The 23,828-nt window shown below is 36.8% G+C and carries 22 protein-coding genes; 11 read left to right on the forward strand and 11 right to left on the reverse strand.

Annotation, left to right across the window (positions count from 1 at the left end):
• Positions 1-59 precede the first annotated feature (59 nt).
• Positions 60-1,370, forward strand: coding sequence for a DUF5690 family protein (locus F777_RS0101825; protein WP_235785875.1), 1,311 nt, complete (start codon positions 60-62; stop codon positions 1,368-1,370).
• A gap of 62 nt (positions 1,371-1,432) precedes the next feature.
• Positions 1,433-2,545: an ATP-binding protein gene (locus tag F777_RS0101830; RefSeq protein WP_026750556.1), complete on the forward strand. Its 1,113-nt coding sequence runs from the start codon at positions 1,433-1,435 to the stop codon at positions 2,543-2,545.
• Between the two features lie 6 nt (positions 2,546-2,551).
• Here F777_RS0101830 and F777_RS15340 read toward each other — a convergent pair whose 3' ends face one another.
• From F777_RS15340 to F777_RS17110, 5 genes are read right to left on the reverse strand one after another with little or no spacing between them, the layout of a single operon-like run.
• Positions 2,552-2,983, reverse strand: a complete 432-nt coding sequence (locus F777_RS15340) for a LytR/AlgR family response regulator transcription factor (RefSeq protein ID WP_051408357.1) — start codon at positions 2,981-2,983, stop codon at positions 2,552-2,554.
• A 56-nt stretch (positions 2,984-3,039) separates the two neighbouring features.
• Positions 3,040-4,056, reverse strand: a complete 1,017-nt coding sequence (locus F777_RS17105) for an IS3 family transposase (RefSeq protein WP_051408358.1) — start codon at positions 4,054-4,056, stop codon at positions 3,040-3,042.
• 59 nt (positions 4,057-4,115) lie between these two features.
• Complete coding sequence (locus F777_RS0101845; RefSeq protein ID WP_026750484.1) at positions 4,116-4,409, reverse strand: transposase; 294 nt, start codon at positions 4,407-4,409, stop codon at positions 4,116-4,118.
• A 51-nt stretch (positions 4,410-4,460) separates the two neighbouring features.
• Entirely contained in the window at positions 4,461-4,760 is a 300-nt protein-coding gene (locus F777_RS0101850; protein ID WP_026750557.1) for a LytR/AlgR family response regulator transcription factor, read from the reverse strand.
• 1 nt (position 4,761) lies between these two features.
• Positions 4,762-6,780, reverse strand: a complete 2,019-nt coding sequence (locus F777_RS17110) for a histidine kinase (RefSeq protein WP_026750558.1) — start codon at positions 6,778-6,780, stop codon at positions 4,762-4,764.
• Positions 6,781-6,995: 215 nt separating this feature from the next.
• Here F777_RS17110 and F777_RS15355 point away from each other — a divergent pair, with 215 nt between their 5' ends.
• The 6 genes from F777_RS15355 to F777_RS15360 all read left to right on the forward strand — a co-directional run bounded on the left by F777_RS15355 (position 6,996) and on the right by F777_RS15360 (position 13,505).
• Entirely contained in the window at positions 6,996-7,409 is a 414-nt protein-coding gene (locus tag F777_RS15355; RefSeq protein WP_051408359.1) for a LytR/AlgR family response regulator transcription factor, read from the forward strand.
• Between the two features lie 90 nt (positions 7,410-7,499).
• Complete coding sequence (locus F777_RS0101865) at positions 7,500-8,198, forward strand: hypothetical protein (RefSeq protein ID WP_026750559.1); 699 nt, start codon at positions 7,500-7,502, stop codon at positions 8,196-8,198.
• A 9-nt stretch (positions 8,199-8,207) separates the two neighbouring features.
• Positions 8,208-9,764 carry a WG repeat-containing protein gene (locus F777_RS0101870; RefSeq protein ID WP_026750560.1) on the forward strand — a complete coding sequence of 519 codons (1,557 nt, stop codon included), beginning with the start codon at positions 8,208-8,210 and terminating at the stop codon, positions 9,762-9,764.
• 8 nt (positions 9,765-9,772) lie between these two features.
• The gene (locus F777_RS0101875; protein WP_026750561.1) at positions 9,773-12,718 is read left to right on the forward strand and encodes a delta-60 repeat domain-containing protein; all 2,946 of its coding nucleotides are present in this window, start codon (positions 9,773-9,775) and stop codon (positions 12,716-12,718) included.
• A 6-nt stretch (positions 12,719-12,724) separates the two neighbouring features.
• The gene (locus F777_RS17865; RefSeq protein ID WP_152530834.1) at positions 12,725-13,027 is read left to right on the forward strand and encodes a hypothetical protein; all 303 of its coding nucleotides are present in this window, start codon (positions 12,725-12,727) and stop codon (positions 13,025-13,027) included.
• Between the two features lie 145 nt (positions 13,028-13,172).
• Entirely contained in the window at positions 13,173-13,505 is a 333-nt protein-coding gene (locus F777_RS15360; RefSeq protein WP_081720441.1) for a bestrophin family protein, read from the forward strand.
• Between the two features lie 53 nt (positions 13,506-13,558).
• On the opposite strand, the gene msrB is transcribed toward F777_RS15360, so the two are convergent.
• Positions 13,559-14,119, reverse strand: coding sequence for a peptide-methionine (R)-S-oxide reductase MsrB (msrB, locus tag F777_RS0101895; RefSeq protein ID WP_026750562.1), 561 nt, complete (start codon positions 14,117-14,119; stop codon positions 13,559-13,561).
• 179 nt (positions 14,120-14,298) lie between these two features.
• On the opposite strand from msrB, the gene F777_RS0101900 reads away from it, so the two are divergent.
• From F777_RS0101900 to F777_RS0101910, 3 genes are all read left to right on the forward strand, one after another.
• Positions 14,299-14,877: an adenylate kinase gene (locus F777_RS0101900; protein ID WP_026750563.1), complete on the forward strand. Its 579-nt coding sequence runs from the start codon at positions 14,299-14,301 to the stop codon at positions 14,875-14,877.
• 131 nt (positions 14,878-15,008) lie between these two features.
• Positions 15,009-17,060 (forward strand): phenylacetic acid degradation bifunctional protein PaaZ, encoded by a 2,052-nt coding sequence (gene paaZ, locus F777_RS0101905; RefSeq protein ID WP_173399622.1) that lies wholly within the window; start codon positions 15,009-15,011, stop codon positions 17,058-17,060.
• Between the two features lie 5 nt (positions 17,061-17,065).
• A complete protein-coding gene (locus F777_RS0101910; RefSeq protein ID WP_026750565.1) occupies positions 17,066-17,842 on the forward strand; it encodes an enoyl-CoA hydratase/isomerase family protein in 777 nt (258 codons plus the stop codon).
• Between the two features lie 5 nt (positions 17,843-17,847).
• Here the strand turns inward: F777_RS0101910 and F777_RS15365 are convergent, their stop codons facing one another.
• The 5 genes from F777_RS15365 to fabG all read right to left on the reverse strand — a co-directional run bounded on the left by F777_RS15365 (position 17,848) and on the right by fabG (position 23,816).
• On the reverse strand, positions 17,848-19,230 hold the full coding sequence (locus tag F777_RS15365) for a TolC family protein (protein WP_081720442.1): 1,383 nt from the start codon (positions 19,228-19,230) through the stop codon (positions 17,848-17,850).
• A gap of 1 nt (position 19,231) precedes the next feature.
• Complete coding sequence (locus F777_RS0101920) at positions 19,232-20,596, reverse strand: HlyD family secretion protein (RefSeq protein ID WP_081720532.1); 1,365 nt, start codon at positions 20,594-20,596, stop codon at positions 19,232-19,234.
• Positions 20,586-22,307: a peptidase domain-containing ABC transporter gene (locus tag F777_RS15370; RefSeq protein ID WP_051408361.1), complete on the reverse strand. Its 1,722-nt coding sequence runs from the start codon at positions 22,305-22,307 to the stop codon at positions 20,586-20,588. The genes F777_RS0101920 and F777_RS15370 overlap by 11 nt, the downstream gene beginning before the upstream one ends.
• Before the next feature lie 112 nt (positions 22,308-22,419).
• The gene (can, locus tag F777_RS0101930; RefSeq protein ID WP_026750567.1) at positions 22,420-23,052 is read right to left on the reverse strand and encodes a carbonate dehydratase; all 633 of its coding nucleotides are present in this window, start codon (positions 23,050-23,052) and stop codon (positions 22,420-22,422) included.
• Between the two features lie 8 nt (positions 23,053-23,060).
• Entirely contained in the window at positions 23,061-23,816 is a 756-nt protein-coding gene (gene fabG, locus F777_RS0101935; RefSeq protein ID WP_026750568.1) for a 3-oxoacyl-[acyl-carrier-protein] reductase, read from the reverse strand.
• Positions 23,817-23,828 lie beyond the last annotated feature (12 nt).

The following is a 23,828-nucleotide window of genomic DNA, read 5'->3' on the forward strand; positions in this document are numbered from 1 at the left end:
AATTTAGTTTTAGGAAGCGGTAATTTCCTAAATAAAGGTGCAATTGCCAAAAACTAAGGATGAGTGGCTTATATTTATCGGTAGAAAGAATGCCCTTGAAAAATAATTCCATCCTTACCAACAGCAGCTTAAAAACAGGTATCTACGCAGCCGTCGTTGCTTTTTTAAGTTATACCATGATTTTTGGTTTTCGCAAATCCTTTACGGTTTGCACGTTTGATGGCATGGCATACTGGGGCCTGGGTTATAAAACATTGTTGGTACTAAGCCAGATGCTTGGGTACTTGATGGCCAAGTTTTATGGAATTAAATTCATTGCAGAACTCAAACGTATGGGTCGCAATAAAAATGTGTTGACCTTGGTAGGAATTTCCTGGTTGGCCTGGTTGTTATTTGCGTTAACTCCTGCGCCATTCAATATTGTTTTTCTTTTCATGAACGGGTTTCCACTGGGTATGTTGTGGGGCGTTATTTTTTCTTATATCGAGGGGAGAAAAACCACCGATTTTATTGGCGCAGCACTAGCAGTTAGCTTTATTTTTTCATCGGGTTTTGTAAAGTCGGTTGGGGGCTGGCTGATGGTGGAATGGAATATATCTGAGTTCTGGGTTCCCTTTGTTACTGGGCTGGTTTTTGCACTTCCTCTACTGTTGTTTATTTACCTCATGGAACAAATTCCTCCGCCAACTGAAGAAGATATTGCCTTACGCATGAACCGAACACCCATGACTGCAGCAGACAGAAAAAAATTTATTCGGCATTTTTTTCCAGGTATTGTTGCGGCCGTTATCATCTATGCTTTTGCCACTATTTTCAGAGACATTAGAGACAATTTTAGTGCAGACATGTGGAAGGAAATGGGCTATTTAAATCAACCTGCCATATTTTCTAAAACAGAAACCCCCATTACACTGGTTATTCTGGTTTTGATAGGCAGCATGGTGCTGATCAAAAACAGTTTTAAGGCATTTATGCTTTCTCATGTTTTTATCATGCTGGGCTTTATTGTTGCGGGATTGAGTACCTGGTTGTTCAGCAGTGGAGGGCTTGCCCCCATCTGGTGGATGACCCTGGTAGGCTTGGGTTTATACATGGTTTATATCCCCTTCAATGCAGTGTATTTTGAGCGCATGATTGCTGCATTTCAATTTACCGGCAATGCGGGTTTCTTAATTTATGTAGCCGACTCTTTTGGTTACTTGGGAAGTGTGAGTGTCTTATTGAGCAAAGAAATTTTTAAAGTTCAATTGAATTGGGTGCATTTCTTTTCGAATAGTGTAATGGGCTTGTCTGTGGCGGGGGTATTGATTACGCTTTATTCTGCTAGGTATTTCAAATTAAAACACGATAAAAATGCCTCTTTTTTATAATTGATTATAAAGATATCGCTTATTTTTAGGGTTTTGATATAAATAACTCGCTATATTTGAGTATGATTTCCCGTTATTTAGGTGACCAAATAACCCATATACAACCCACCAAAAAAGCGATTCTATTAATTGGGGCAAGGCAAGTTGGCAAAACAACTTTACTTAAACAACTGTTTTCAGATGCTTTGTGGTTGTATGGAGATGATGCGGATACACGTCAACAACTGAGTAATCCAAATGAGACAGTTTTAAAAAATCAATTAGGTACTAATAAAACCTTAGTAATAGATGAAGCACAAAGAATTGAAAACATTGGTTTAACGGCAAAAATCATCACAGACAGATTACCCAATATAACATTAATACTATCTGGTTCATCTGCTTTTGAATTAGCGAATAAATTAAATGAGCCATTAACCGGTAGAAAATGGGAGCTGCAAATGTTTCAATTGAGCTATGATGAAATGTGTAATTATCATACAGCTTTTACGGAAAACAGATTGTTAAAGCAAAGGTTATTATACGGTTATTATCCAGAAGTAGTATTGGGTGAAGGCAATCAACAAACTATCCTAAAAGAAATTTCAAGTGCATACCTATATAAAGATATTCTGACCTGGGAAAATATTCATAAACCTGATAAATTAGAACGACTCATACAAGCCATTGCCCTTCAAGTAGGCCAATTGGTATCCTATCATGAATTAGGACAAATAGCAGGATTAAGTTCAGCAACCGTTGAACGCTATATTAACTTATTAGAAAAAGCATTTGTAATATACAGGTTAGGCAGCTTTAATAGAAATTTGAGAAACGAATTAAATAAAAGTCGGAAAATATATTTTTACGATAATGGATTAAGAAATGCAGTCATTAATCAGTTTCAGCCAATTGAACTAAGAAATGATATTGGTGCCTTATGGGAAAATTATTTATTAGCAGAAAGAACCAAATATTTATCAGCGAAAAAAATATATTGTAATCGCTATTTCTGGCGAACAAAAGATGGCGCTGAAATAGACTATGTTGAAGAGTATAACGGCGAAATTTATGCGTATGAATTTAAATGGAGTTCAGCAACAAAAGCAAAGTTTTCTAAATCATTTGTTGAACAGTACAAACCGGTAGAAACAAAACTTATTCATTCAGAAAATTATATGGAGTGGTTGAGGTGAAAAAAATTAATCAGATTTCATCACTTTTGAAATAAACGCTTCTTTTCGCCTAGTTGATACTTCGACTTCTGATCCATCTATTAGTTGAACAGAACCACCTTTGCCTTTATTATAAGACTTAATAAACGAAAGATTAATGAGATGAGAATTATGTACTCTGAAAAAATTATAATCGGTTAGTAATTCTTCAAACTCTTTTAAAGTTTTAGCTACTACTAATTTAGTCTTTTCTGTTAAATATAAGGTAGTATAGTTGATATCACTTTCGCATCTAATAATAGAAGAAACAGGAATAAATTCTATACCCGATAAAGTAGGGACGGCTATCTTTTTATCATGTAAGCTTAATTGTTTAAAATTTGCATACAACAAATCAAATTTCTGTTTGAAATCTTTTTGTTCAATAGTATCGCTAAATTTATCGATAGCTAGTTTCAAATCGTCAATATCAACTGGTTTCAGTAAATAACCAATAGCACTAATGTCTCGACCCCTTAAAAACTAGACAAAAGTTCAATATTGGTTAGTCTGTTTTGGGCTGTTTTTTCTCTGCTTTTGGCAAAGATAGCCTCGCCTGCAGAAAACTCAAGGCTATACGAAGCGGTGGTGGCCTTTTCACAAGGGCCTTCAACCACCGGCCTTGACTTTTCCTCCGGCTTTGCGGCTTCAGGTTGCCTAAGCAGATCAACACCAGTATAATAGTCATCCCAGGCCTGTTGTGGTGATTGATCACCTAAGCTTCCGTGTAGCCTTCTTTCATTGTAATGCTTTTTCCACCTGTTCATGACCAGGCCGGCATCATAGATCGATTCAAACTCATATCTGCGTTCAATGGTTCGCTCTACAATGCTGTGATATGCTTCTATGAAAGAGTTCTCCTCCGGAGTGGCAACATGGGTAAATTCTTGGTCTACTTGCATCTCTTTGAGGTAATCCCTCACAAGCTGGGCAATGAACTGACTTCCGTTGTCGTTTCTGATGGTGATACCCTTAACAGGATGTTTTTCAATAATCCGGCTAAGCAACCACTTCACCTGTTCCTTTCGGATACGCCACCAAAGAAGCTGTCCCAAGATCTTGCGACTATATACATCGAGCACAGTCAACACCAATGCATTACGACCTGCACCATGGATATGAAGGTACTTGATGTCCATACACAGCTGCTGCATCGGCGCTTCGGCTTGTTGAGTGTAGTACTGAACAAACTTACGCTTGTCTGTCTTAACCTGAATTTTACTACAATACAGCAAACCTTGCTCCGCCATCAGCCTGTACACCTTTTTCCTATTGATTAGAAAACCTTCCTGTCGAAGACTGGAAGTCATCACCCGGTATCCATAGTCAACAAACTCAATGCCTAAAATAAACTTTACAGCAATAATCACGCTGATGTTGCTGAGCTCATTACCATCCTTCATCAGAGTATGGGTCGATGGCTTTCTGCCTTGTTTTCCCGATTTACATCGGTAATAGAAGCTACTCCGATTAACACCACACCATTGCAGCATCCGACTAACCTTTATCTTACTTTCAAAGAGCTGGATACAGGATCTTACATCCTGAACCTTTAACGGCTTTTTTTTAAAAGCTCGGTTTTGAACTCAAGCTCCAAAGCCTGGTTCGCAATGATCCGTTTCAAACGTTCATTCTCAGACTGTAACTGTTTGACTTCCGGATCAATGGTGTGATACTTGGACCGTAAACCAGCTATCCCATCCTGATTGAACTCCTTCTTCCAACGATGGAATAACGATTGTGCCACATTGTGCTTGCGTAGCGTCTCAGTAAGCCCGTACTGATCCACTTCCTGGATGAGCTGAAGCTTCTGTTCAACACTCCAACTTCGACGTTTTGTACTCATGGTTCCCTAAATTTAATGTTCTAAACTGAATTAAAAAATCAGTCCAGTCATTTAGGGGGCTAAGACACTAAATTTGAAGGCTTTTACTGCATACTTTTCATAAGCAGTTGTAAAAATAACATCAAAAGAAAGTTTATCAAACTTACTCAACAAATCGAAGCCAGTTAACTCATTTAATTGGACATCCAAAAAAATGAGATCAGGCATTTCTTGGACTATTAAATCATAAGCCGATAGCACAGAACTAGCTATGCCAACTAATTTTAATTTTTCTGCAAACTTTGTCAAAAATAAAGACTTTAGTCTATCAATACAATGCTGCTCATCATCTACAATAATTACTTTAATCATATCAAGCCTTCATTAAGGGTAATTGCAAAACAACTCTGGTACCAACAGGTAAGTCATGGATGTCTATAGTTGCATTTGTCTTTTTCAAATGATTTAAAATGGCTATTCTTTCCTTCGTTAAACTAAATCCAAACGATTTTTTATTCTTGCTTAAAACTTGGACATTTTTTCGTCCAACTCCATTATCGTCAACATGTATCAGAAGCATCCCATTTTCCAGTCGAATGTCAATAGAAACAATGCCACCTTGTTCCTTACTTGATAATCCATGCCAAATACTATTTTCCACCAATGGCTGCAATATCGAAGGAGGAACTAACAGTGTTGATACATCAACACTGTCTTGAACTGACAAATTGTAATTTACTTTATTACCTAATCGCTTTGATTCTAGCTGAACATATAGTTCAATCATTGATAATTCTTCACTCAATAGGATTTCTTTTTCTTCAGAGTTCTCTAGAGTATATCTCATTAATTTAGCGAACTTTGTAAGGTACTCGTCTGCATCTTGAATATTGTTCTTTTGAATATAATCTGAAATAGAATTAAGTGAATTAAACAAGAAGTGCGGATTAAGCTGCAACTTCAGAATTTTCATCTGATTCTCAATCACTGTCGATTTCAAAATCTGCTCTTTGGTTGTACTCTCTAATGACTGTTTCTTTCTTAGAAAATAAAATATTACTAGCAACAATAATAAAAGTATTGCTGAAAATATAAGTGTATACTTTCTTTTAATTTCAATATTTGAGATTTCTTGTCTTAGCAACATTTTGTTTTTTTCTGATGCTTGAATAACTTGATCTTTTTTTTGCCTTTCTGCTAAAACTAATTTTTGACTCTCAAAACTTTTTTTTGCACTAGATAATTCAAGCGAAATGTATCTAATCTTTTCTTTATTTAAAGCTATTTTCGTTTTTTGCTCTTTAAGTAAAGCAGCAAGTTTAAGCCTATTAATAATTTCCTTATCCACAGCAGCTTTTTTCTCAGATTCGAACTTAAGTTCAGCCTTTGTAACCTCTACTCGCTTATCGAGATTGTCAATACTGTCACGAGCCCCTATGAATCGCTTATAATAATCATATGCCATTGGAAAATTATTTTTCCTCTCATATATCGCATATAATTTCTCAAAAGCCTCTTTCTGGCGAAATAGAATTCCACCTTTATTTGCATCATCAGCTAATTCCAAGTATTTTTTTTCAGCGGAATCAAAATCTTCCATATGAAAATAAACATCCGCTAAACTGGAGTTCACCTCCAAACGCTGTGTTTGATCTGTTTTATAGGAAGAACTTTTTTCTAGTCTCTTTAATATTTGAAGAGCTGAGTCAAACTTATTTAAGCGATTATACAATACCGATTGGTTATAAAGTGAAATATCAGCCAACGATGTATATCCCAAATTCAATTGAATCGATGCCACTACTTTAAACTCATCTAAAGCACGCTGATAATCAATAGCATGATCCATAAGAAACGAGCCATAGTTACCATGACATACAGCCCTAACTTCTTTATCACCTATCTCATCTGCTAGCTTAATACTAAGCTTGCCAACTGAATCAGCTTTTTGCTGTATATTGAGTCTATTATAAACTCCAGTAAGCTGGCCGAGTAAGCTAACATAAAATATGTGAATTCTATTTGCTGCATATTTCTTTTTTAAGACATCGATATAGCTAAGAGCTTTAAGCGTTGTCTCAAGTGCCTTCACCATATCCCCTTTAATTGTATACATTGTACCTAGCTGTCGGTATGCTGAAGCTACACCTCTTAAAAAGCCTATCTTTTCCGACATTCCCAATCCTATATAAGTGAGTTTGATGGGTGTGTCAATAATTGAAAACATTCTATGCTGACCAGCCAAATTTATAATTCCAATAATTCTTTCAGAATCCGGTAATGACTTGTTTTCGTAAACTTTATAAAACGGATGCTTTTTATAATCAAAATTTTGTGCAACAAGCAAAAAATTTGAAAAGAGTAAAACAAGAAACAATGCACCTTTAATCATGGTTAAATTAGTTTAAAAAACATGACCATAAAAATACTCACTATTAGAAACTAAGCACTTGATTACTTCAAAACTACTCAGTTCAATAAGTATCAAATAATAAATCATATATTCCAAATAATAAACAGCACTATTCTTGTTGGGGGGATTAATCTAAGTTAGCTCAAAAATTAATTTAAACCCTACTATGTAGGGAGAAAATTTTATCTCCGCATATGCTGGAAACCAATAAGTTACTAACAAACCAATATCAAGATTTACTTATAGCCCATTTGAGTAGGCTATTATCCAAACAAATAATTACACTTCAAACAACTGAAGAAATAATATTGGTTAACACGGCTGATATTATTTATTGCTCAAGTGCTATTAATTACACTACAATCTGGTTAATTGAGAAAAAAAAGATTGTTATAGCAAAAACCCTCGGGGATATAGAGCAACAATTAAAAGAGTATAATTTTTTTAGAATTCATCAATCATATCTCATTAATCTGCTTTGGCTAAAACAATTTAAAAAAGCTAAAGGTGGTTATGCAATTATGATTGATGATACAAAATTGGAAGTGTCCAGTAGAAAAAGAGAAGCATTTCTAAAATATATTACTCGTTACACAAAATTGACATAATACGTGCGAATAATAAATGGTATTCTACGAATAATAAATCGCACTTATTCTCTCGATACTATTCTAATAAGTTAGAGCAAAATATATAATATGGTATCAACCAACCAACCGCTTAATCAACCTTCACATACTAACAATTCCACTAATAGTGGTTGGTTCGACAAAGAAAAGATTAAAGACTTCTACAAAGAAAGTTTACCGAAAATTTTAAAAACAATCTTCACGGAACCGATTGAAGGAACCTATTCACTGCTATCCGAAAAAACTGAAACTAGTTACTTTAACTCTTTAGTACTCCTAATATCTACAGGCATCCATTATATATTAATCCTGTATATAATAGCAGGAGACATGCGATCGATGGTTGGCTTTGGAACCTTAGTAAAAATTGGTTTAGAAATTATTGCGTTTATGCTCGTGATTACTGCTATAAGTTTTGGCATTAAGTCTATTTCAGGTAAACCCTCTTTTAAGAATGAGTTACTTACAGGTGCACTTTATGGTATTCCTCTTACTTTACTTATCATTAGCGTACTCCTATTAAACTTCTTTTCTAAAAGCTTAGATGTTACAGACCTCCTCTCTGACAGAAGTTTAAAAGCACTTCAAAGTGGCGGTATCATCATAGGATTTTTAATGCTCTATATTTTTTTCATGTTTATCAATATCATCCAACAATCACTAAAATCCGCAGGTAGAAAAGACTCAATAGCCTGGTATATATCCCCAATTGCAGTACTTACTGCCTTCTATATTACTTCAATAATTATCGAAAAACAACTTAAATAAATATTTTATATGAAAAATTTACACCTCTCTAGCATAATTTTAGCTATAACTATTTTTTTAACTAGTTGTGATTCAGGATCTGGCAATAGTATTGGAAAGGAAATTGATCTTATCCCCGTATCAAACGGTGATACCTGGGGATACATTAATAAAGAAGGAGAATTTAAAATTAATACTCAGTTTGTTTATGCCGGTTTATTTAATGATGGGATAGCATTAGTTAAAACCGACGGCGAAAATAATACTTATGGCTATATAGACGAAAGTGGGAAGTACCTCATTAATCCTTCTTTTCTCCAAGCCACCAATTTTAATAATGGTATCGCAGTAGTTGTATCGCCGAATGAGGTTCCTAAAGCCATCAATAAAAAGGGGGAGGTACTATTTCCACTAACAGGCGCAGAAAAAGCGATGGAACCGAGAGGTGGCTTTATTGCCTTTGCCATACAAAAGGATAACGAACAACTTTGGGGATTTGCTGATCTAAAGGGAAAAACTATTATCAACCCTCAGTTTAAGCAAGTAGGCTATTTTAGTGAAGATCTATGTGCTGTAGCAGATAAAACAGGTAAATGGGGATTTATAGATGAGCAAGGAAAAATCATTATAAATCCGCAGTTTCAGTTCGCAGAAGCATTTCAGGGTGAAGAAGCTATTGTTATTAACGACCGTAAGGTAGGTTTAATTGATAAAACTGGGAAATACATCATTAATCCACAATTTGAACAGCTGGTAAGAGATGGAAATTTGTTTGTGGTAAGGAGTGGTGGTAAGTTTGGTTGGGCCGATAAAGAAGGAAAATTTGTTATCAACCCGCAATTCGAAGCTACTTATGGCTTTGCTGGCAGCAAAATGGCTGCAGTAATGAGTGGGAGAAGTTGGGGCTATGTAGATAAAGAGGGAAAATATATTATCAACCCGCAATTTTCTTATGCAAGTCCATTTAACGGTTCAGTAGCAGTTGTAAGTAACGGCTCACAAGTAGGCATTATCGACAAAGAAGGAAAATATTTGGTTAATCCTCAATTCAGTGGCGTTTCAAGTGATTATGCCGGAGCCCTGATTGGTAAAAGTACAACTGGCACTGTTGTCTCGGATTTCGTAGATATTGGTTCTGCAATTAATAAACTTCATGGAGAGATTACAGATAAAACCGTTGCTGGTTTCAGCTTTGCTAGTAAAGTTGGGGAGATCATTCAAAAATTTAGTAAAACACCCGCAAACTATAGCTACTCAAATAGAAATGTTTATTTATTCGAAAGAGAACAAATAAGTCCGGGAATTAAACTAAGCCTAGAAATCGGCGGAATCATATTTATTTCTAGAGGATGGAATTATGAACTAAATCCCGAAGCGTATCCTGATCAGTTTCAATATAGAATTGATTTAGAAGGAAAGGCTATAAGTAAGGTAAAGGATCTGATGCAAGGATTAAAGAATGCTTTTGCAGGATATACACTAACAAGTGGCGATAATAGCGATATAGAGATGAGCAATAGCTATCAAAAAATTTCGATTGCAGATAGAGAATCGGCAATTTATGTTGAAATAACCAAACTCAATTAATAACCTGTATGAAAAAATTATTTTTATTGATATTGTTTATTGCACAGTATCTATGGTCAGATGGACAATTTTTATTAGACACATCTTTCAATACTCCTAGTCTAGAAGAAAAACTACCTCGCGGATTTAATTTAGGAATTGGAAATGCAATAAGTGATATGGCATTACAAAAAGATGGTAAGCTAATTGTAGTAGGAAGTTTTGAAGAGTACAATGGGAGAAAGCGGAATCGTATTTGTAGAATTTTATCGAACGGAGAAATAGATGAGGGTTTTATAACTGGCAGTGGGTTTAACGCTAGCGCCAATATTGTTAAAATTCAAAATGATGGCAAAATTTTAATTGCAGGAAGATTCAATGTTTATAACAACATGCCATGCGCTGGCTTAGTGCGATTGAATGAAAATGGAACTATTGATAAAACATTTAATCTTCCTACGAGAATACAAGGAACAATAAACGACATATTACCAACTGAAGACGGAAAAGTATTTATTGCAGGTAGATTTAATCAATACAATAATGTTTTTGTAAAAGGTGTAGTCCGCCTATTAAATGACGGAAGTGTCGATAATACTTTTGCTTTGCCAAGTGGTTTTGATGGTGGTGTTAATAGTATTGCAATACAAAAAAATAAAATTATAATTGGAGGTGACTTTACCTTTAACCTGGGCAGTGGTCTACTTATCAGCAAATTAACCAGATTAACAGCCAGCGGCTCTTTTGATATAACCTACAACGCAAGTGGCAAAGGTTTTGAAACCTCAGGTGGAAACGTACTAAAAGTATATATTCAACCCGACAACAAAATTTTAGTTTCGGGTAATTTTAAAAAATATAATGACAATGTTGTAAATAGATTTATTAGAATTAATGAAAACGGTTGGTTAGATAAAAAATTCAATAATAATATCGATTCTAAAAAATTTGGCTCTGTAGAAGGAGAAATAGATAAAATTTATTGTGCTGCAGATGGTAGCATTTATTTAGGTGGTGAATTTGAATCATTTGGAAACTACATACGATTTGGTTTTGTAAAATTAGACGCACAAGGAAATGTTGTTCGTGAATTTTATGATAATAATGTACTTACTGGTCAAAGGCCTATCATTACTTCTTTTGCGGTACTACCTTCTGGAGAGTATATTGTTGGAGGGAGATTTGAATATTTAAACGGTTTCAAAAGAAACTCAATTGCGTTATTAGATAATAGAGGCTCAATATCAAAAAAACTATTTTTTGTATCAAAAGGAGTAAGTGGCCCAGTTACCCATATTATTCCATTTAAAGGAAAATTCTTACTTGCGGGTAAGTTTAATTTTTATGACGATGAAGTGGTAAATGGAATAACCCTGATAGATGAAAAAGGGGAAAGAGATGCATCATTTAATTTTTCTTCGGTATCCTTTAGAACAGAAACAATTTCAGATGTAAAAGTGTTGAAAAATGGTCAGATTTTACTTGCCGGTATTTTTAATCCAACTAATGCAAATAATAGCCATAAAATATTAAAGCTGAATGAGGACGGCTCTATTGAAGAGAGCTTCTATATTGGCGCAAACATTGATAATTATGTTTACAGTATTGATGAACAAAGCGATGGAAAAATTATAGTTGGGGGTGACTTTAAGAAAGTAGACGGTATTAGTAAAGTGGGTATTATAAGAATTAATATTGAGGGATCTATTGATAACAGTTTTAACAGTAACAACAGTTTAGATATGTTCATCAAAAAAATTGTCGTTGATAAAGAAACAGATAAGATTTTTGTTTCTGGAAGATATACTCATCCTTCAAGAAGGGTCTACATTAACTTACAACGATTAATGCCCAATGGAAATATAGACAATACTTTCAACTTTAGTTTATTTGAAAATAAGGATGTCAAGGGTTTTACCATTGATAACAAAAAGCGAATTTTAGCTTATGGAGGTCTAAATACACAAGCTAATGCAAGGACAGAAATTATTAGGGTTGACTATAACGGCAATTACGATCCATCTTTTTTAATAGATCCTAAATTTTACAAATATGGGAACTATGTTAACAGAGTACTTGTGCTACCTACAAATGATATAATGGTTGGATTCCAAAGCCCCCCTAATGGAGATAATATATCTGAAAATAATTCAATTATTAGGCTAAACGATAACGGGGCAGTAAGTACTAACTTTAAATTTAGTTCAAACATGAATTTGGGTACACAAGGTGAAATGTTTGGAACAATGAATAGCTCTATATTGTTAAACAATAATACCCTTTTGGTTGGAGGTAATTTTAATTTTATCGATAATCACTACATAAATTATTTAGCTAAGTTAAAAGTTAGCAGTTCTGTTAATATTTTAAATCAGCCTAGCTCTACAATTAATTCAGGCAAAATCGAAACAGAAAAAGATGTACCATTAAATGCACTGGCAAAAGCGTTATTTAAAAACAAAAAAACTTTGCTTACTAACCAAGAGAAAAACTTGCTGTCAAATACTATTAGTGATTTTAAGATCGGGAAAAATGCCATTGAATTTTTTATAATTAACGACAAAGATGATTATGAGAGACCCGAAGATGACCTTATACCTGTAAATATTAGTGTGAATGTGTTGGATCTAAACGATGACAGGAAAGACGAAGTAATTATTCAAATGAGTTCATCTATTTATGGTAGAGAAGGATCGCCGATTTTTATTTATTCACTTATAAATGGACAATTCACCAGAATATTAAATGACTCCGGAATATCGGTAGAAGTAAATACTAATACAAAAAGCGGATATAAGGAGATTGCTTTAATTAATCCAAATGGAGATATTAAGAAACCAGATGGGAGAAAATACACCATTTATAGTTTTAAAAAAGAGGATTATCAAATGGTTGCAAAAACAAAACTTACTACCATACCTAAATGGGAAAAAATAGAAACCCTTTCAACTAAATATCAATCAACAATAAAATAATAAAGTATGAAAAAAGTATCAATCTTCGTATTAACAATTATTTCTACTTGCACAATCTCTTGCTCCTCTGGATTATCAGGAATTTATAAACCATCTAGTAATAGTGGCTTAGGGGAAGTAATTGATCAAATTGAGTTCGTTTCAAGCTCTAAAGCAAAAATAACTTCTATGGGCATGAGTACTGAGGTAACTTATGAATTAAATGGCAAGGAATTAAAATTTACTACTGACCAAGGAAATCAAATATTAACTATTGATGCCAATGGTTGTATAGATGGAGGAAAAATGTTAGGTAAATTTTGTAAATAAATCTTACTTCAATGTCCAGTAAAAGTTATAGAAGTGTATACGATGGAAAAATAGTTAATATAGGAGGTAATTATATTGACTATAATAACGATAGAATGGACCGAGATATACAATCTGGTGAAGGTGGAAGCCTATGAAATTATAAATGATTATAAATTATTTTTTAAACCAAGAACTGCAATCGTTTATGGACATTTGTGGCGCTTGTGAAAGAATTAAGAACACACCCATTCCCTATTCTTACAGTGCGTTTATTAAGAAATTTATTTTCTTATACATCATTACATTACCCTTAGGATTTGCACTAACGCTTGGTTATTTTACCATACCAGCCACTTTGTTTATCAGCTATGTATTAACCAGTTTAGAATTGATTGCTGAAGAAATTGAAGACCCATTTGGCAACGACGACAATGATTTGCCGATGGAAAAAATTGCCAATACCATTCAAAAAAACATTCAGGATATCTTGGCCTAACCTTATCAAAAAAAGAAGGCCGGCTAATGCCGGCCCCTTCATTCTCAGTCTCACTATCCCTTCTTCTCATTGTATTTTTTCTCAGCTTCAGCTGCTTTCTCAAAATCTAAGACGACCCCATTAATACAAAAGCGTAAGCCAGTTGGGGGCGGACCATCTTCAAAAACATGACCTAGGTGCGATTTACAACGACCACATTGTACTTCTGTTCGCTGCATGCCGTGGGAATTATCAGGTAAATAAATGATGGCCCCTTTAGACAAAGGCTCATAAAAACTAGGCCAACCACAACCGCTGTCGAATTTGGTATCACTTTTAAATAAGCCATTGCCACATACCGCGCAATAGTAAGTACCTACTTCTTTGAAATTCTCAAATTTGCTGGTCCAAGGACGTTCAGTACCTTTTTCTCTGGCGATATAATACACTTCCGGAGACAATATTTTTTTCCATTCACTGTCTTTTACAGCCACAGGCGCTTTTTGGCCCTTTACATAATACGGATTGTCTTTTTTGCTCATACTATCTTTAACAAGTGTTTTGTTTGAATTGTTCTGCGCCTCACAACCAGTTAGGCTTAACAAACCGGCCAGTAAAAATGCTGTCCATTTCATATTTGGGAAAGTTTAATGAATTCAATTTACGTATATAAGACAGTTAAGGTTTGTCCTTGTTGTGTTAAAACACTAAAATTTGGGTTAAAACCACTGTTTTGGGTGGATTTGGCCCATTTGTTAAAGGATTTTTAACAAGCCCTTTGTATATTTGTATCTCAAGCAAGCATCGACACCACATGTTTAATATTATTTTATTCGGTCCCCCCGGAAGTGGAAAAGGAACGCAGAGTGAGAAATTAATTGAAAAATACGGGTTAAAGCATTTGTCTACAGGCGATTTACTGCGCAGCGAAATTGCACGCCAAACCCCATTGGGGCTTGAAGCCAAAAACTTAATGGACAAAGGCCAATTGGTGCCAGATGAAGTAGTCATCGGCATGATTTCTTCGGCTTTAGAAGCCAATCCTGATGCAAAAGGCTTTTTATTTGACGGATTTCCAAGAACAACCGCCCAAAGTGAGGCTTTAGACAAGCTTTTAAAGCTTAAACAGACCGAAATCGGGGTATTAATTGCCATGGAAGTATCTGAGGAAGAACTGGTAAAACGCTTATTAAACCGCGGATTAACCAGTGGTAGAAGCGACGATACCAACGAATCGGTCATCAGAGCCCGTATTGTTGAGTATAAAAACAAGACAACAGTAGTGGCAAACTACTACAGCGAATTCAATAAAGTGGTCACAATTGCTGGCGAAGGCAGCGTTGAAGAAATTTTTTCTGCGCTTTGCAGCGAAATAGACAAACGGATGTCTTAAGTATAAGAACTGTTAAAGTTTTTTTGACCAATAACCAACTGCTATACCCGTCCCGATGATATCGGGACGGGTTTTTTTTATCCCTCCCAGATAAACTATCAATCGTTAGCTTTGTGGCGAAAATGAATCATATGTATACAGTTGAGAACTATTTGATGGGGCAATGGGTAAAAGGGGAAGGAGAAGGTCAATTATTGTACAATGCCGTTACTGGTGTTCCAATAGCCAACGCAACGGCTAAAGGATTGGATTTTTCTGCTGCATTACATTATGCGCGCAGCAAGGGTAATCCTGCCTTAAGAAAAATGAGTTTTCACGAAAGGGGATTGATGCTAAGAGCCTTGGCCATTTATTTAAGAGACCATTTAGATGAATTATATGCCATTAGCTATCAAACAGGTGCTACCAAGGCAGATAGCTGGGTAGATATTGAGGGTGGCATTGGTAATTTATTTTCATATGCTTCTTTAAGAAGAAAATTGCCTGATACCCCCTATTGCTTGGATGGCGAGCACCACCCATTGGGTAAAGCCAATACATTTATGGGGCATCATTTATTGATTCCAAAAGAAGGGGTGGCAGTGCATATCAACGCATTTAACTTCCCCGTATGGGGCATGCTTGAAAAAATTGCCGTCAATCTTTTGGCGGGAATGCCTGCTATAGTGAAACCAGCTACGGTAACGTCCTATTTAACAGAAGCGGTTGTCAAAAAAATTATTGCATCGGGCATCCTGCCAGAAGGCTCATTGCAATTGATTTGCGGCAGTGCCGGCGATTTATTAGACCATGTTCAATCACAGGATGTGGTCACTTTCACTGGGTCGGCAACAACTGGATTGATGTTGAAATCAGGAAAGAAAATTTTAGCTGAAAACGTGCCTTTTACCATGGAGGCCGATTCATTGAACTGTATTGTCTTAGGAGAAGATGTAACACCAGATATGCCTGAGTGGGATATTTTCATTAAAGAAGTAAGAAGAGAAATCACCACCAAATCAGGACAACGTTGTACTGCAGTCAGAAGAATTTTTGTGCCTGAAAATAAAATAGAAGATGTACAAAAAGCATTGACTGCAGCCCTTGCTCAAAATATTATTGGCAATCCTTTGAATCCAAAAGTAAGAATGGGTTCATTAGCAGGGGAAACACAACGCAATGAAGTAAAAGCCCAAGTGAATAAATTATTGGAGACTTCAAGTATTTTATACGGTTCATTAGATTCAGTAGAAGTATTAGATGCAGACCCCATTAAAGGTGCTTTTGTAAGTCCTTTACTGTTGTTGAATGAAAATCCATTTGGGAATTCAAACGTACACGAAGTAGAAGCATTTGGACCAGTGGCCACATTGATGCCATACAAGCATACAGAAGAAGCTATTTCATTGGCCAAATTAGGAAAAGGCTCTTTGGTAAGCAGCATTGTAACTGCGAGTACAACAATTGCAACCGACTATGTAATTGGTGCGGGTAATTATCACGGTAGAATTTTAGTGCTGAATGAACAATGTGCTAAAGAAAGCACTGGGCATGGATCTCCTTTGCCTTTATTGGTACATGGTGGTCCAGGTAGAGCAGGTGGTGGAGAAGAAATGGGGGGATTAAGGGGCGTTAAACATTATATGCAGCGAGTAGCAGTGCAGGGTTCACCAGATATGATTACTGCCATCAGCAAAGTGTATCAACCAGGTGCAACAGGAAATACTCCTACCATACACCCCTTCAAAAAATATTTTGAAGACTTAGTAATTGGTGATCAATTGATCACCGAGAAAAGAGTAATCACTGCTGAAGACATTAATGCATTTGCCGATTTAAGTGGTGATCATTTTTATGCGCATTTAGAAGACACCGATTTCAATGGCACTATGTTTGACAAACAAGTTGCACATGGTTATTTAATCATGAGCATGGCTGCAGGATTATTTGTAGACAGCTATGAAAAAAACCCAGTACTCTTAAATTATGGTATTGACGAATTAAGATTCACCAAGCCGGTTTATCCGGGCAGTGAAATGCATATCCGCTTTACCTGTAAGGAAAAAATAAGACAGGAGAAAAAAGAATCAACCGACATTAACAAAGGAATTGTAAAATGGTTGGTAGAAATGATTGATGAAACCAATGAATTAACCGGAATAGCAACCATATTAACCATGGTTGCCAAGAAACCAGTAAAATAAAAGTTATGATTGAGCACATCAAAGAAGGGTACGTAAAAGTAGAACGCGAGCACGGTATTGCTACCATTGAATTCTTTCATCCGCAAAGCAATTCATTGCCTGGAAAAATTCTGGATGCCCTTGCCAAAGAAATTTACAGCGAAGGATTGAATAAAGAAACCAAAGTAATTGTACTTCGTTCCGCTGGCGAAAAAGTGTTTTGCTCCGGAGCTTCTTTTGATGAATTAGCTGCAATTAAAACAGAAGCAGAAGGTCTAGCCTTTTTCAGTGGCTTTGCCAAAGTAATCAATGCCATGCGTACCTGCGGTAAAATCATTATAGCTCGTATTCAGGGAAAATGCATTGGAGGTGGAGTTGGACTGGCTGCGGCTGCAGACTATGCTATAGCCTGCGAAGGTGCCGATGTAAAACTAAGCGAACTGGCAGTAGGAATTGGCCCCTTCGTGGTAGGTCCTGCAGTAGAAAGAAAAATCGGACTTTCCGCATTCTCTCAATTAACTATTGATGCAGTTACCTTTAGACCCGCGGATTGGGCCAGAAGAAAAAGTTTATACGCAGAACTGCACCCTGATGTTGCAGGTATGGATGAATCCATCATCCGATTGTCTACTACTTTATCCCAATCCAATCCGGATGCATTAAAGGAATTGAAAAATATTTTCTGGAAGGGAACAGAACACTGGGATGAATTGCTGAAAGAAAGAGCAGGCATTAGCGGACGCTTAATTTTAAGCGAACACAGCAAGGCATTTATACAGCGCTTCAAGCAAAAATTGTCTTAATTAAACTAACGAAGAAGTCCGGCCGCCCAGTTGATTCCATAGCTGGCTTTCAGGTATTTGGCCCTTAGCTGAATTAACTTTTCTGCGGTTTCAATTACTTTATTTTCACGGGTATTTAAAAGAAACAGAGAGCTTTCGCCATTTTGAAAACGAAGGTTCTCTGCTTTTAATAAAGCAGTGTAGCCGTTATAGGCCTGTTGTGCAGCACCAATTTGATCTTTCAGCAAAGTGGCTTCAGCAAAGTAAGAACGGATTTTATTGGCTGTATTCCATTGCTTCATATTCAATTCGTAATTGGCCTCTGCAATTTTTAGTTTCGCCTGCTTGTAAGAACCCTGGCCTTCTCTCAGGAAAATGGGTATTTTAAATTGTATGCCCCATACATAATTATTCTGAAGAAGCGCACCACCAAAATCTTTCATCACATTGTATCCCTTGTTTAGCATATTTGCCTTAAGATTCAAAGAAGGCAACAAAGACTGAAATTTTAATTTTCTTTCCACTTCCAGGGCTTCCAGTTCAAAAGCCAGACTTCTGATAGAAGGATTTTCCTGATTCACTCTGTTAATTAATTTATCGGGATCCTCTGAAGCCAGGTACATCTGAAACTGAACAGTATCCGGCACCAGATTAGCATTTAACAAATAAGCCGCATCGTTTTCATTCCATAAATAATTACCCAATTCCAGTTGCGCTGTTGCCAGCTTTGCTTTTGCATCTGCCTGCATCATTTGAAACTGTTGTACCTGGGTCAGCGCCTCAATGGTATCAATTACTGCCCTGTCTCCGTTTAAGTAAGCCAGCTTTACCAAACGGAAACGTTCTCTGCTGATTTGTAAAAACTGATTGTATATGCTGAACAACTGATAAGCACCAGCCCATTGCCAGTAAGTGTTGTAAGCGTCGAACAACAGGTCGTTCTGCATTTTCAGGCGATCCTGCTCACTTTGTTGTAAAGAAATCTGTGCCTGCTGAAGATTCGCTCTTCGCTGATCTATCAGCAAACCTTTAATCAAAGGCATTTCTAATCCCAGATAACTGCTTTGCCCTCTGGTGATCTGATTATTCAGAAACAAACCCCCATTGTCTTCCAGGCCTGCTTTAATGTCCATTCCCCCAATACGGGTGGGCACTTTAAATTCAGGATTGGTATAGAAATAATAGTTTTTACCATCAAAGGTTTTCCTGCTTGCTTCCATTTCTACGGTTGGATCAAAGCCTCCTTTAGCGCTTAACAAAGCGGCACTGGCTTTCTCTACCTTAATACCAGCCTGCTTGGCTAGTGGGTGAAAGCTCTTGACCTGATTAATGAACGCTTCAGGACTCAAGACCTGTGCATTCAGTTGAATCACAGAAATAAAACCAATCAAAAACAAGCAATGTTTCATACTATTTCTCCTTACTTGCTTTTAGTTCTTCACCCTTAACAGGTTTATAATATTCAGGTGGGAAACCGTTGATGTTTCGCCATAATTCATACCCAATGGGAACGTCTTTTAGCAAGGCAATACCGCTGGCGCCACCACCCATTCTCAATTCTCTGGGCCAGGGCTTTTCATTGGGATCTTCAACCACCAGCAATCGGAATTTTCCATTGCTGCTTACCGAAGTTTCAACTGCTGCAATTACGCCACCGAATGTTCCGTAAGAAGCTGCTGGCCAGCCAGAGAAAACAATGGCGGGAAATCCATCAAAAATGAAACGAATTTTTTGACCGGTAGACAACAAGGGAAGATCCATTGGCTCTGCAAACAATTCAACTGCATAGCGAATTTTATCGGGTACAATTTCAACAATCATATCACCTTCCTTCACCATTTCTCCAATACCTGCTTTTCTGGCTTTGGTTATTTGTCCATCCTGAGGAGCAGTAATAAAATACAACTGATTACGGATATCGTAGTTGCTGTATGCATTCTGAAGCTTTGCCACATCGGCTTCACCCGTTGCCATATTAGACAAGGAACTAAATTGCTCTCCCTGGGCTTTGGCAATTTTATCGGTGTATTCCTGTATGGTTCCGTTCTTCTCAATTCGGATGGCCGACAACTCCTGTTTCGATTGCAGGAATTTATTCTCAGCACTTATTTTTTTAGCCACTGCATTCTGATAAGACACTTTTCTTCTTTCAAAATCAACCAGTGAAATCACACCACTATCCAGCATATTTTTAGCGGCATCAATTTGTCTTTTGGTAACTGCCAGTTCATTTAATACAGCCTCCAAATCAATACTATCGCTGATTACTTTCAAATTTTGCTGACGGAGTTTAATATCCAGTTGTTCCAGCTTCAGGTCTCTTGCTTCTTCCAGTGCCTTCATCTGAGACACAGCAGTTGCAGCTTTATTACCATATCCTTCAACTGCTATTTGTTTGGCATCAATTTGCTTTTTAGTCCTGTTCAACAATTCCGGATCAAAGTAGTCGGTCTTTACTTCCCCTATCTGCAAAATGGTATCGCCCTTTTTTACAAAATCTCCTTCTTTCACATACCACTTAATTACTCTCCCTGCCAAAACCGTGTTCAACTCCTGAGGACGATCTTCCTGACGCAGCGCTGTCACTGCTCCTTTGGCGCGGATATTCTGGGTCCATGGTAAAAAAAGCACAACAACCAGTGTGATTAAAGAACCCCACATCCATTTTTTTACCCGGTTCTTCTTCTTGATATTATAAATCGAATGAAATGATGAAAGACTAGTGCTTTCCACTTCATCTTCAATAACGGTACTAATGAATTTATTATTGACCATAATTTTCATTTAAAAATGGAGCAATAGCAGACCAGTTTCCGGAAGCTTTTACCACACCATCCTGCAGATAAATAATTTTATTACAACGAGCTGCCGTTTCTGCATCATTGGTTGCAATCAGAACCGTTGCATTTTCTTCAGAAAATATATAATCCTGTATATTCTTTTTATACTTACGCTCTAAAAAGTTCAGGGGCTCTTCTAAAAGCAATAATCGTTTTTTACCCAGCAAGGCCCTTAACAATAAAATATCCTGCCTGATTTTGCTGTTCAGTCTTTTACCGGTTGGATCCAGTACTGTATCATATCCCTTGGGAAGGCTTTGAACAAAACTGGTTAAGCCACAACGATTCACCAGATCGGTCACTTCCTCATAACTGATTTCCTCACTGCCCATGGTTATATTTTCCCAGATAGTGCCATTAAATATATCCTGTTGACTCAATAAAATACCAGTCTGAGATCGGACTGAATTAAGGTTATAGTTTCCAATTGGCATACCATCCAGTAAAATGGAACCTGTAAAATTATTGAAAGCTCCGGTCAGCAATCGTAAAATGGTGGACTTACCTGAACCCGATTCACCCATGATACAAACTTTATCGCCAGGTACTATATTCAGATTTAAAGATTTTAATGCCTTTACATTGTTACCATAAGTAAAGCCGACATTTTCAAACAATACAGACACTCCTTTAGCACTGTCGGAAAGCATAACGGTACCTTGTACTTCTACTTCGCTCTCTGTAACCTTACTTAATTTCTCAACAGAAGTCAGGATATCGTAAACCTTATCCATATTCAGAATCAGCTTTTCAACAGAGCCGATAATGCTGATAATTACAAAGTCTGCAGCAATAAACTGTCCAATATTAATTTGCTGATCAACCAGAAGCACGGCTCCTACAATCAGCATAGCAGCCGTAATCACTACTTTAAAAATGATTAAACTCCAGTACTGGGTTAGTAACACTTTAAAATAGCTGGTTCTTGCAACCAGATAATCGGTCACAATTCCATCTGTCTTTCTGATATTTAATCTTGTTCCTCTTGAATATTTGAAAGACTTAATAACACGGGCCATTTCTTCGAGCCAGGCAGCAGTAGCAAATTTCATATTGCTGGCTTCAATGCTTTTTTGAAATCCTGCAGGCAATGTGTATCGCATAATCAAATACACAATTAAAGTTAACACAGCGCCAAAGCCAATAAATACTGGATGATACAGAGAAAGCAAAATAAGACCAAAGAATATTTGAATAATGGCTGCAGGTACATCCAGCAAAAGTTTTTCAACTGCTTTCTGAAGAGAAACAGTATCAAAAAAACGGTTTACTAATTCCGGAAGGTAATACGCATCTAATTTTTCAATGTTCATCTTGGGCAGTCGGTCTGCAAACTCAAGCGCGTATCTTACAAATAATTTTTGCTGAATTTTTTCTGTAAGCTGAAGCTGTCTTACCTGCAAAAGCCCATACAAAAGTACAGCTGCTACTACTAAAAATATTAAAATAACTATGGAGGTAGAAATAGAACCTGCCAGAACGAATCCAATAATGGTTTGTATGCCCAGCGGCATTGCCAAACTTAAAATACCGGCTAATATGGCAAATGCATATATAGAGGAGACGTCTTTTTTATCCAGTTTTAAGAGCTCCAAGATCTTTCTGGCCGCCCCCGTCGGTGATACTGCTTTGTGATTTTTTTCCATTGCGCGCAAATATTACAAGTATTATACCATTATTAGCCTTATTAGTAATAAGCTTTTGTGAAACCGTCTATTTTGGATATTCCTAAAATGAATAAACGGGATCCTGTCCCGTTTATAAATCATCAAATTCATACAGAGCATCTATATGTGTCCCCGCCTGCATTTCCTGAATGGGTTTTATCAATCCGTCCTGTAAATCATACACCCACCCATGCAAATGAGGCGCATTTCTCTCCTTCCACGCTTTCTGAATAATAGATGTCTTGGCCAGATTCAGCACCTGTTCCTGTACATTCAGTTCTACCATTCTATTTATCTGAGCCTTTTCATCTTTAATGGCATCTACTTCCTCCCGGTGAAAACGATGTACATCTTTAATATTCCTGATCCACTTATTGATAATGCCAAAATTATGGTTGGTCATAGCCGCTTTTACACCGCCACATCCATAATGGCCACATACAATGATATGCTTCACTTTCAGTACATCTACCGCATATTGCAATACGCTCAATAAATTCAAATCGGTGTGAATGACCATATTGGCAATATTCCGGTGAACAAAGATTTCACCTGGCTGTGTGCCTGTAATTTCATTGGCTGGCACCCTGCTGTCACTACAACCAATCCAGAGAAATTCAGGATTCTGAACATGTACAAGCCTGTTAAAATATTCCGGATCATCAGCCAGTTTTTCCGTGGCCCAATTCTTATTTTCGGCTAGTAAACGTTCGTATGATTGCATATATGGGTTTAAATATTTAAGCCACCACAGGCACTGATTACCTGACCTGTAATGTAAGAACTCATATCACTTGCCAAGAACAAAGTGGTATCAGCAATCTCTTCTGCTTTTCCGAATCTGCCCAACGGGATTTTTTGGAGAAATTGTGCCGCTCCATCTCCATCTTTTAAATAATGGGTCATATCGGTCTCAACAAAACCAGGGGCAATGGCATTACAACGGATATTTCTGGAACCCAGTTCAGCAGCGATAGATTTTGTGAAACCAATAATCCCGGCTTTGCTGGCTGCATAGCTACTCTGGCCTGCGTTTCCACGAATACCAATGATAGAACTCATGTTTATAATGCTTCCCTGTTTGGCTTTCATCATTGGACGAATCACCTGCTTGGTCATATTATAAATGCTCTTCAAATTAACATCGATTACTTCATCCCATTGCTCCTCTGTCATTCTTAATAAAAGATTATCCTTAGAGATGCCGGCGTTATTTACACAAACATCAATGGCGCCAAATTCTTTGATTGTATCATTCACCAGAGATTCGCAATCTGCAAAAACAGCAGCATTGCTCTTTACAGCTTTGGCTTTAACACCCATCGCTTCTATCTGCTGTACAAGGGCAGCTGCTTTTTCTGCACTCCCGTCGCTAACATAGGTTAAAACGATATGGCTTCCGTGTTCTGCTAATTTCAAGGCAATAGCAGCTCCAATCCCTCTGGCTGCACCGGTAACTATGGATACTTTTCCTGCTAATAACTTCATCTGATTTAATTA

The organism is Sediminibacterium sp. C3 (assembly GCF_000508085.1).
GTDB lineage: Bacteria > Bacteroidota > Bacteroidia > Chitinophagales > Chitinophagaceae > Sediminibacterium.

Excerpts from the sequence above, each read along its gene's own strand:
- F777_RS0101825 (WP_235785875.1), top strand. The coding sequence starts at position 60 with ATGAGTGGCTTATATTTATCGGTAGAAAGAATGCCCTTGAAAAATAAT.
- F777_RS0101830 (WP_026750556.1), top strand. The coding sequence starts at position 1,433 with ATGATTTCCCGTTATTTAGGTGACCAAATAACCCATATACAACCCACC.
- F777_RS17105 (WP_051408358.1), bottom strand. The coding sequence starts at position 4,056 with ATGCTGCAATGGTGTGGTGTTAATCGGAGTAGCTTCTATTACCGATGT.
- F777_RS0101845 (WP_026750484.1), bottom strand. The coding sequence starts at position 4,409 with ATGAGTACAAAACGTCGAAGTTGGAGTGTTGAACAGAAGCTTCAGCTC.
- F777_RS0101850 (WP_026750557.1), bottom strand. The coding sequence starts at position 4,760 with ATGATTAAAGTAATTATTGTAGATGATGAGCAGCATTGTATTGATAGA.
- F777_RS17110 (WP_026750558.1), bottom strand. The coding sequence starts at position 6,780 with ATGATTAAAGGTGCATTGTTTCTTGTTTTACTCTTTTCAAATTTTTTG.
- F777_RS15355 (WP_051408359.1), top strand. The coding sequence starts at position 6,996 with ATGCTGGAAACCAATAAGTTACTAACAAACCAATATCAAGATTTACTT.
- F777_RS0101865 (WP_026750559.1), top strand. The coding sequence starts at position 7,500 with ATGGTATCAACCAACCAACCGCTTAATCAACCTTCACATACTAACAAT.
- F777_RS0101870 (WP_026750560.1), top strand. The coding sequence starts at position 8,208 with ATGAAAAATTTACACCTCTCTAGCATAATTTTAGCTATAACTATTTTT.
- F777_RS0101875 (WP_026750561.1), top strand. The coding sequence starts at position 9,773 with ATGAAAAAATTATTTTTATTGATATTGTTTATTGCACAGTATCTATGG.
- F777_RS17865 (WP_152530834.1), top strand. The coding sequence starts at position 12,725 with ATGAAAAAAGTATCAATCTTCGTATTAACAATTATTTCTACTTGCACA.
- F777_RS15360 (WP_081720441.1), top strand. The coding sequence starts at position 13,173 with ATGATTATAAATTATTTTTTAAACCAAGAACTGCAATCGTTTATGGAC.
- msrB (WP_026750562.1), bottom strand. The coding sequence starts at position 14,119 with ATGAAATGGACAGCATTTTTACTGGCCGGTTTGTTAAGCCTAACTGGT.
- F777_RS0101900 (WP_026750563.1), top strand. The coding sequence starts at position 14,299 with ATGTTTAATATTATTTTATTCGGTCCCCCCGGAAGTGGAAAAGGAACG.
- paaZ (WP_173399622.1), top strand. The coding sequence starts at position 15,009 with ATGTATACAGTTGAGAACTATTTGATGGGGCAATGGGTAAAAGGGGAA.
- F777_RS0101910 (WP_026750565.1), top strand. The coding sequence starts at position 17,066 with ATGATTGAGCACATCAAAGAAGGGTACGTAAAAGTAGAACGCGAGCAC.
- F777_RS15365 (WP_081720442.1), bottom strand. The coding sequence starts at position 19,230 with ATGAAACATTGCTTGTTTTTGATTGGTTTTATTTCTGTGATTCAACTG.
- F777_RS0101920 (WP_081720532.1), bottom strand. The coding sequence starts at position 20,596 with ATGGTCAATAATAAATTCATTAGTACCGTTATTGAAGATGAAGTGGAA.
- F777_RS15370 (WP_051408361.1), bottom strand. The coding sequence starts at position 22,307 with ATGGAAAAAAATCACAAAGCAGTATCACCGACGGGGGCGGCCAGAAAG.
- can (WP_026750567.1), bottom strand. The coding sequence starts at position 23,052 with ATGCAATCATACGAACGTTTACTAGCCGAAAATAAGAATTGGGCCACG.
- fabG (WP_026750568.1), bottom strand. The coding sequence starts at position 23,816 with ATGAAGTTATTAGCAGGAAAAGTATCCATAGTTACCGGTGCAGCCAGA.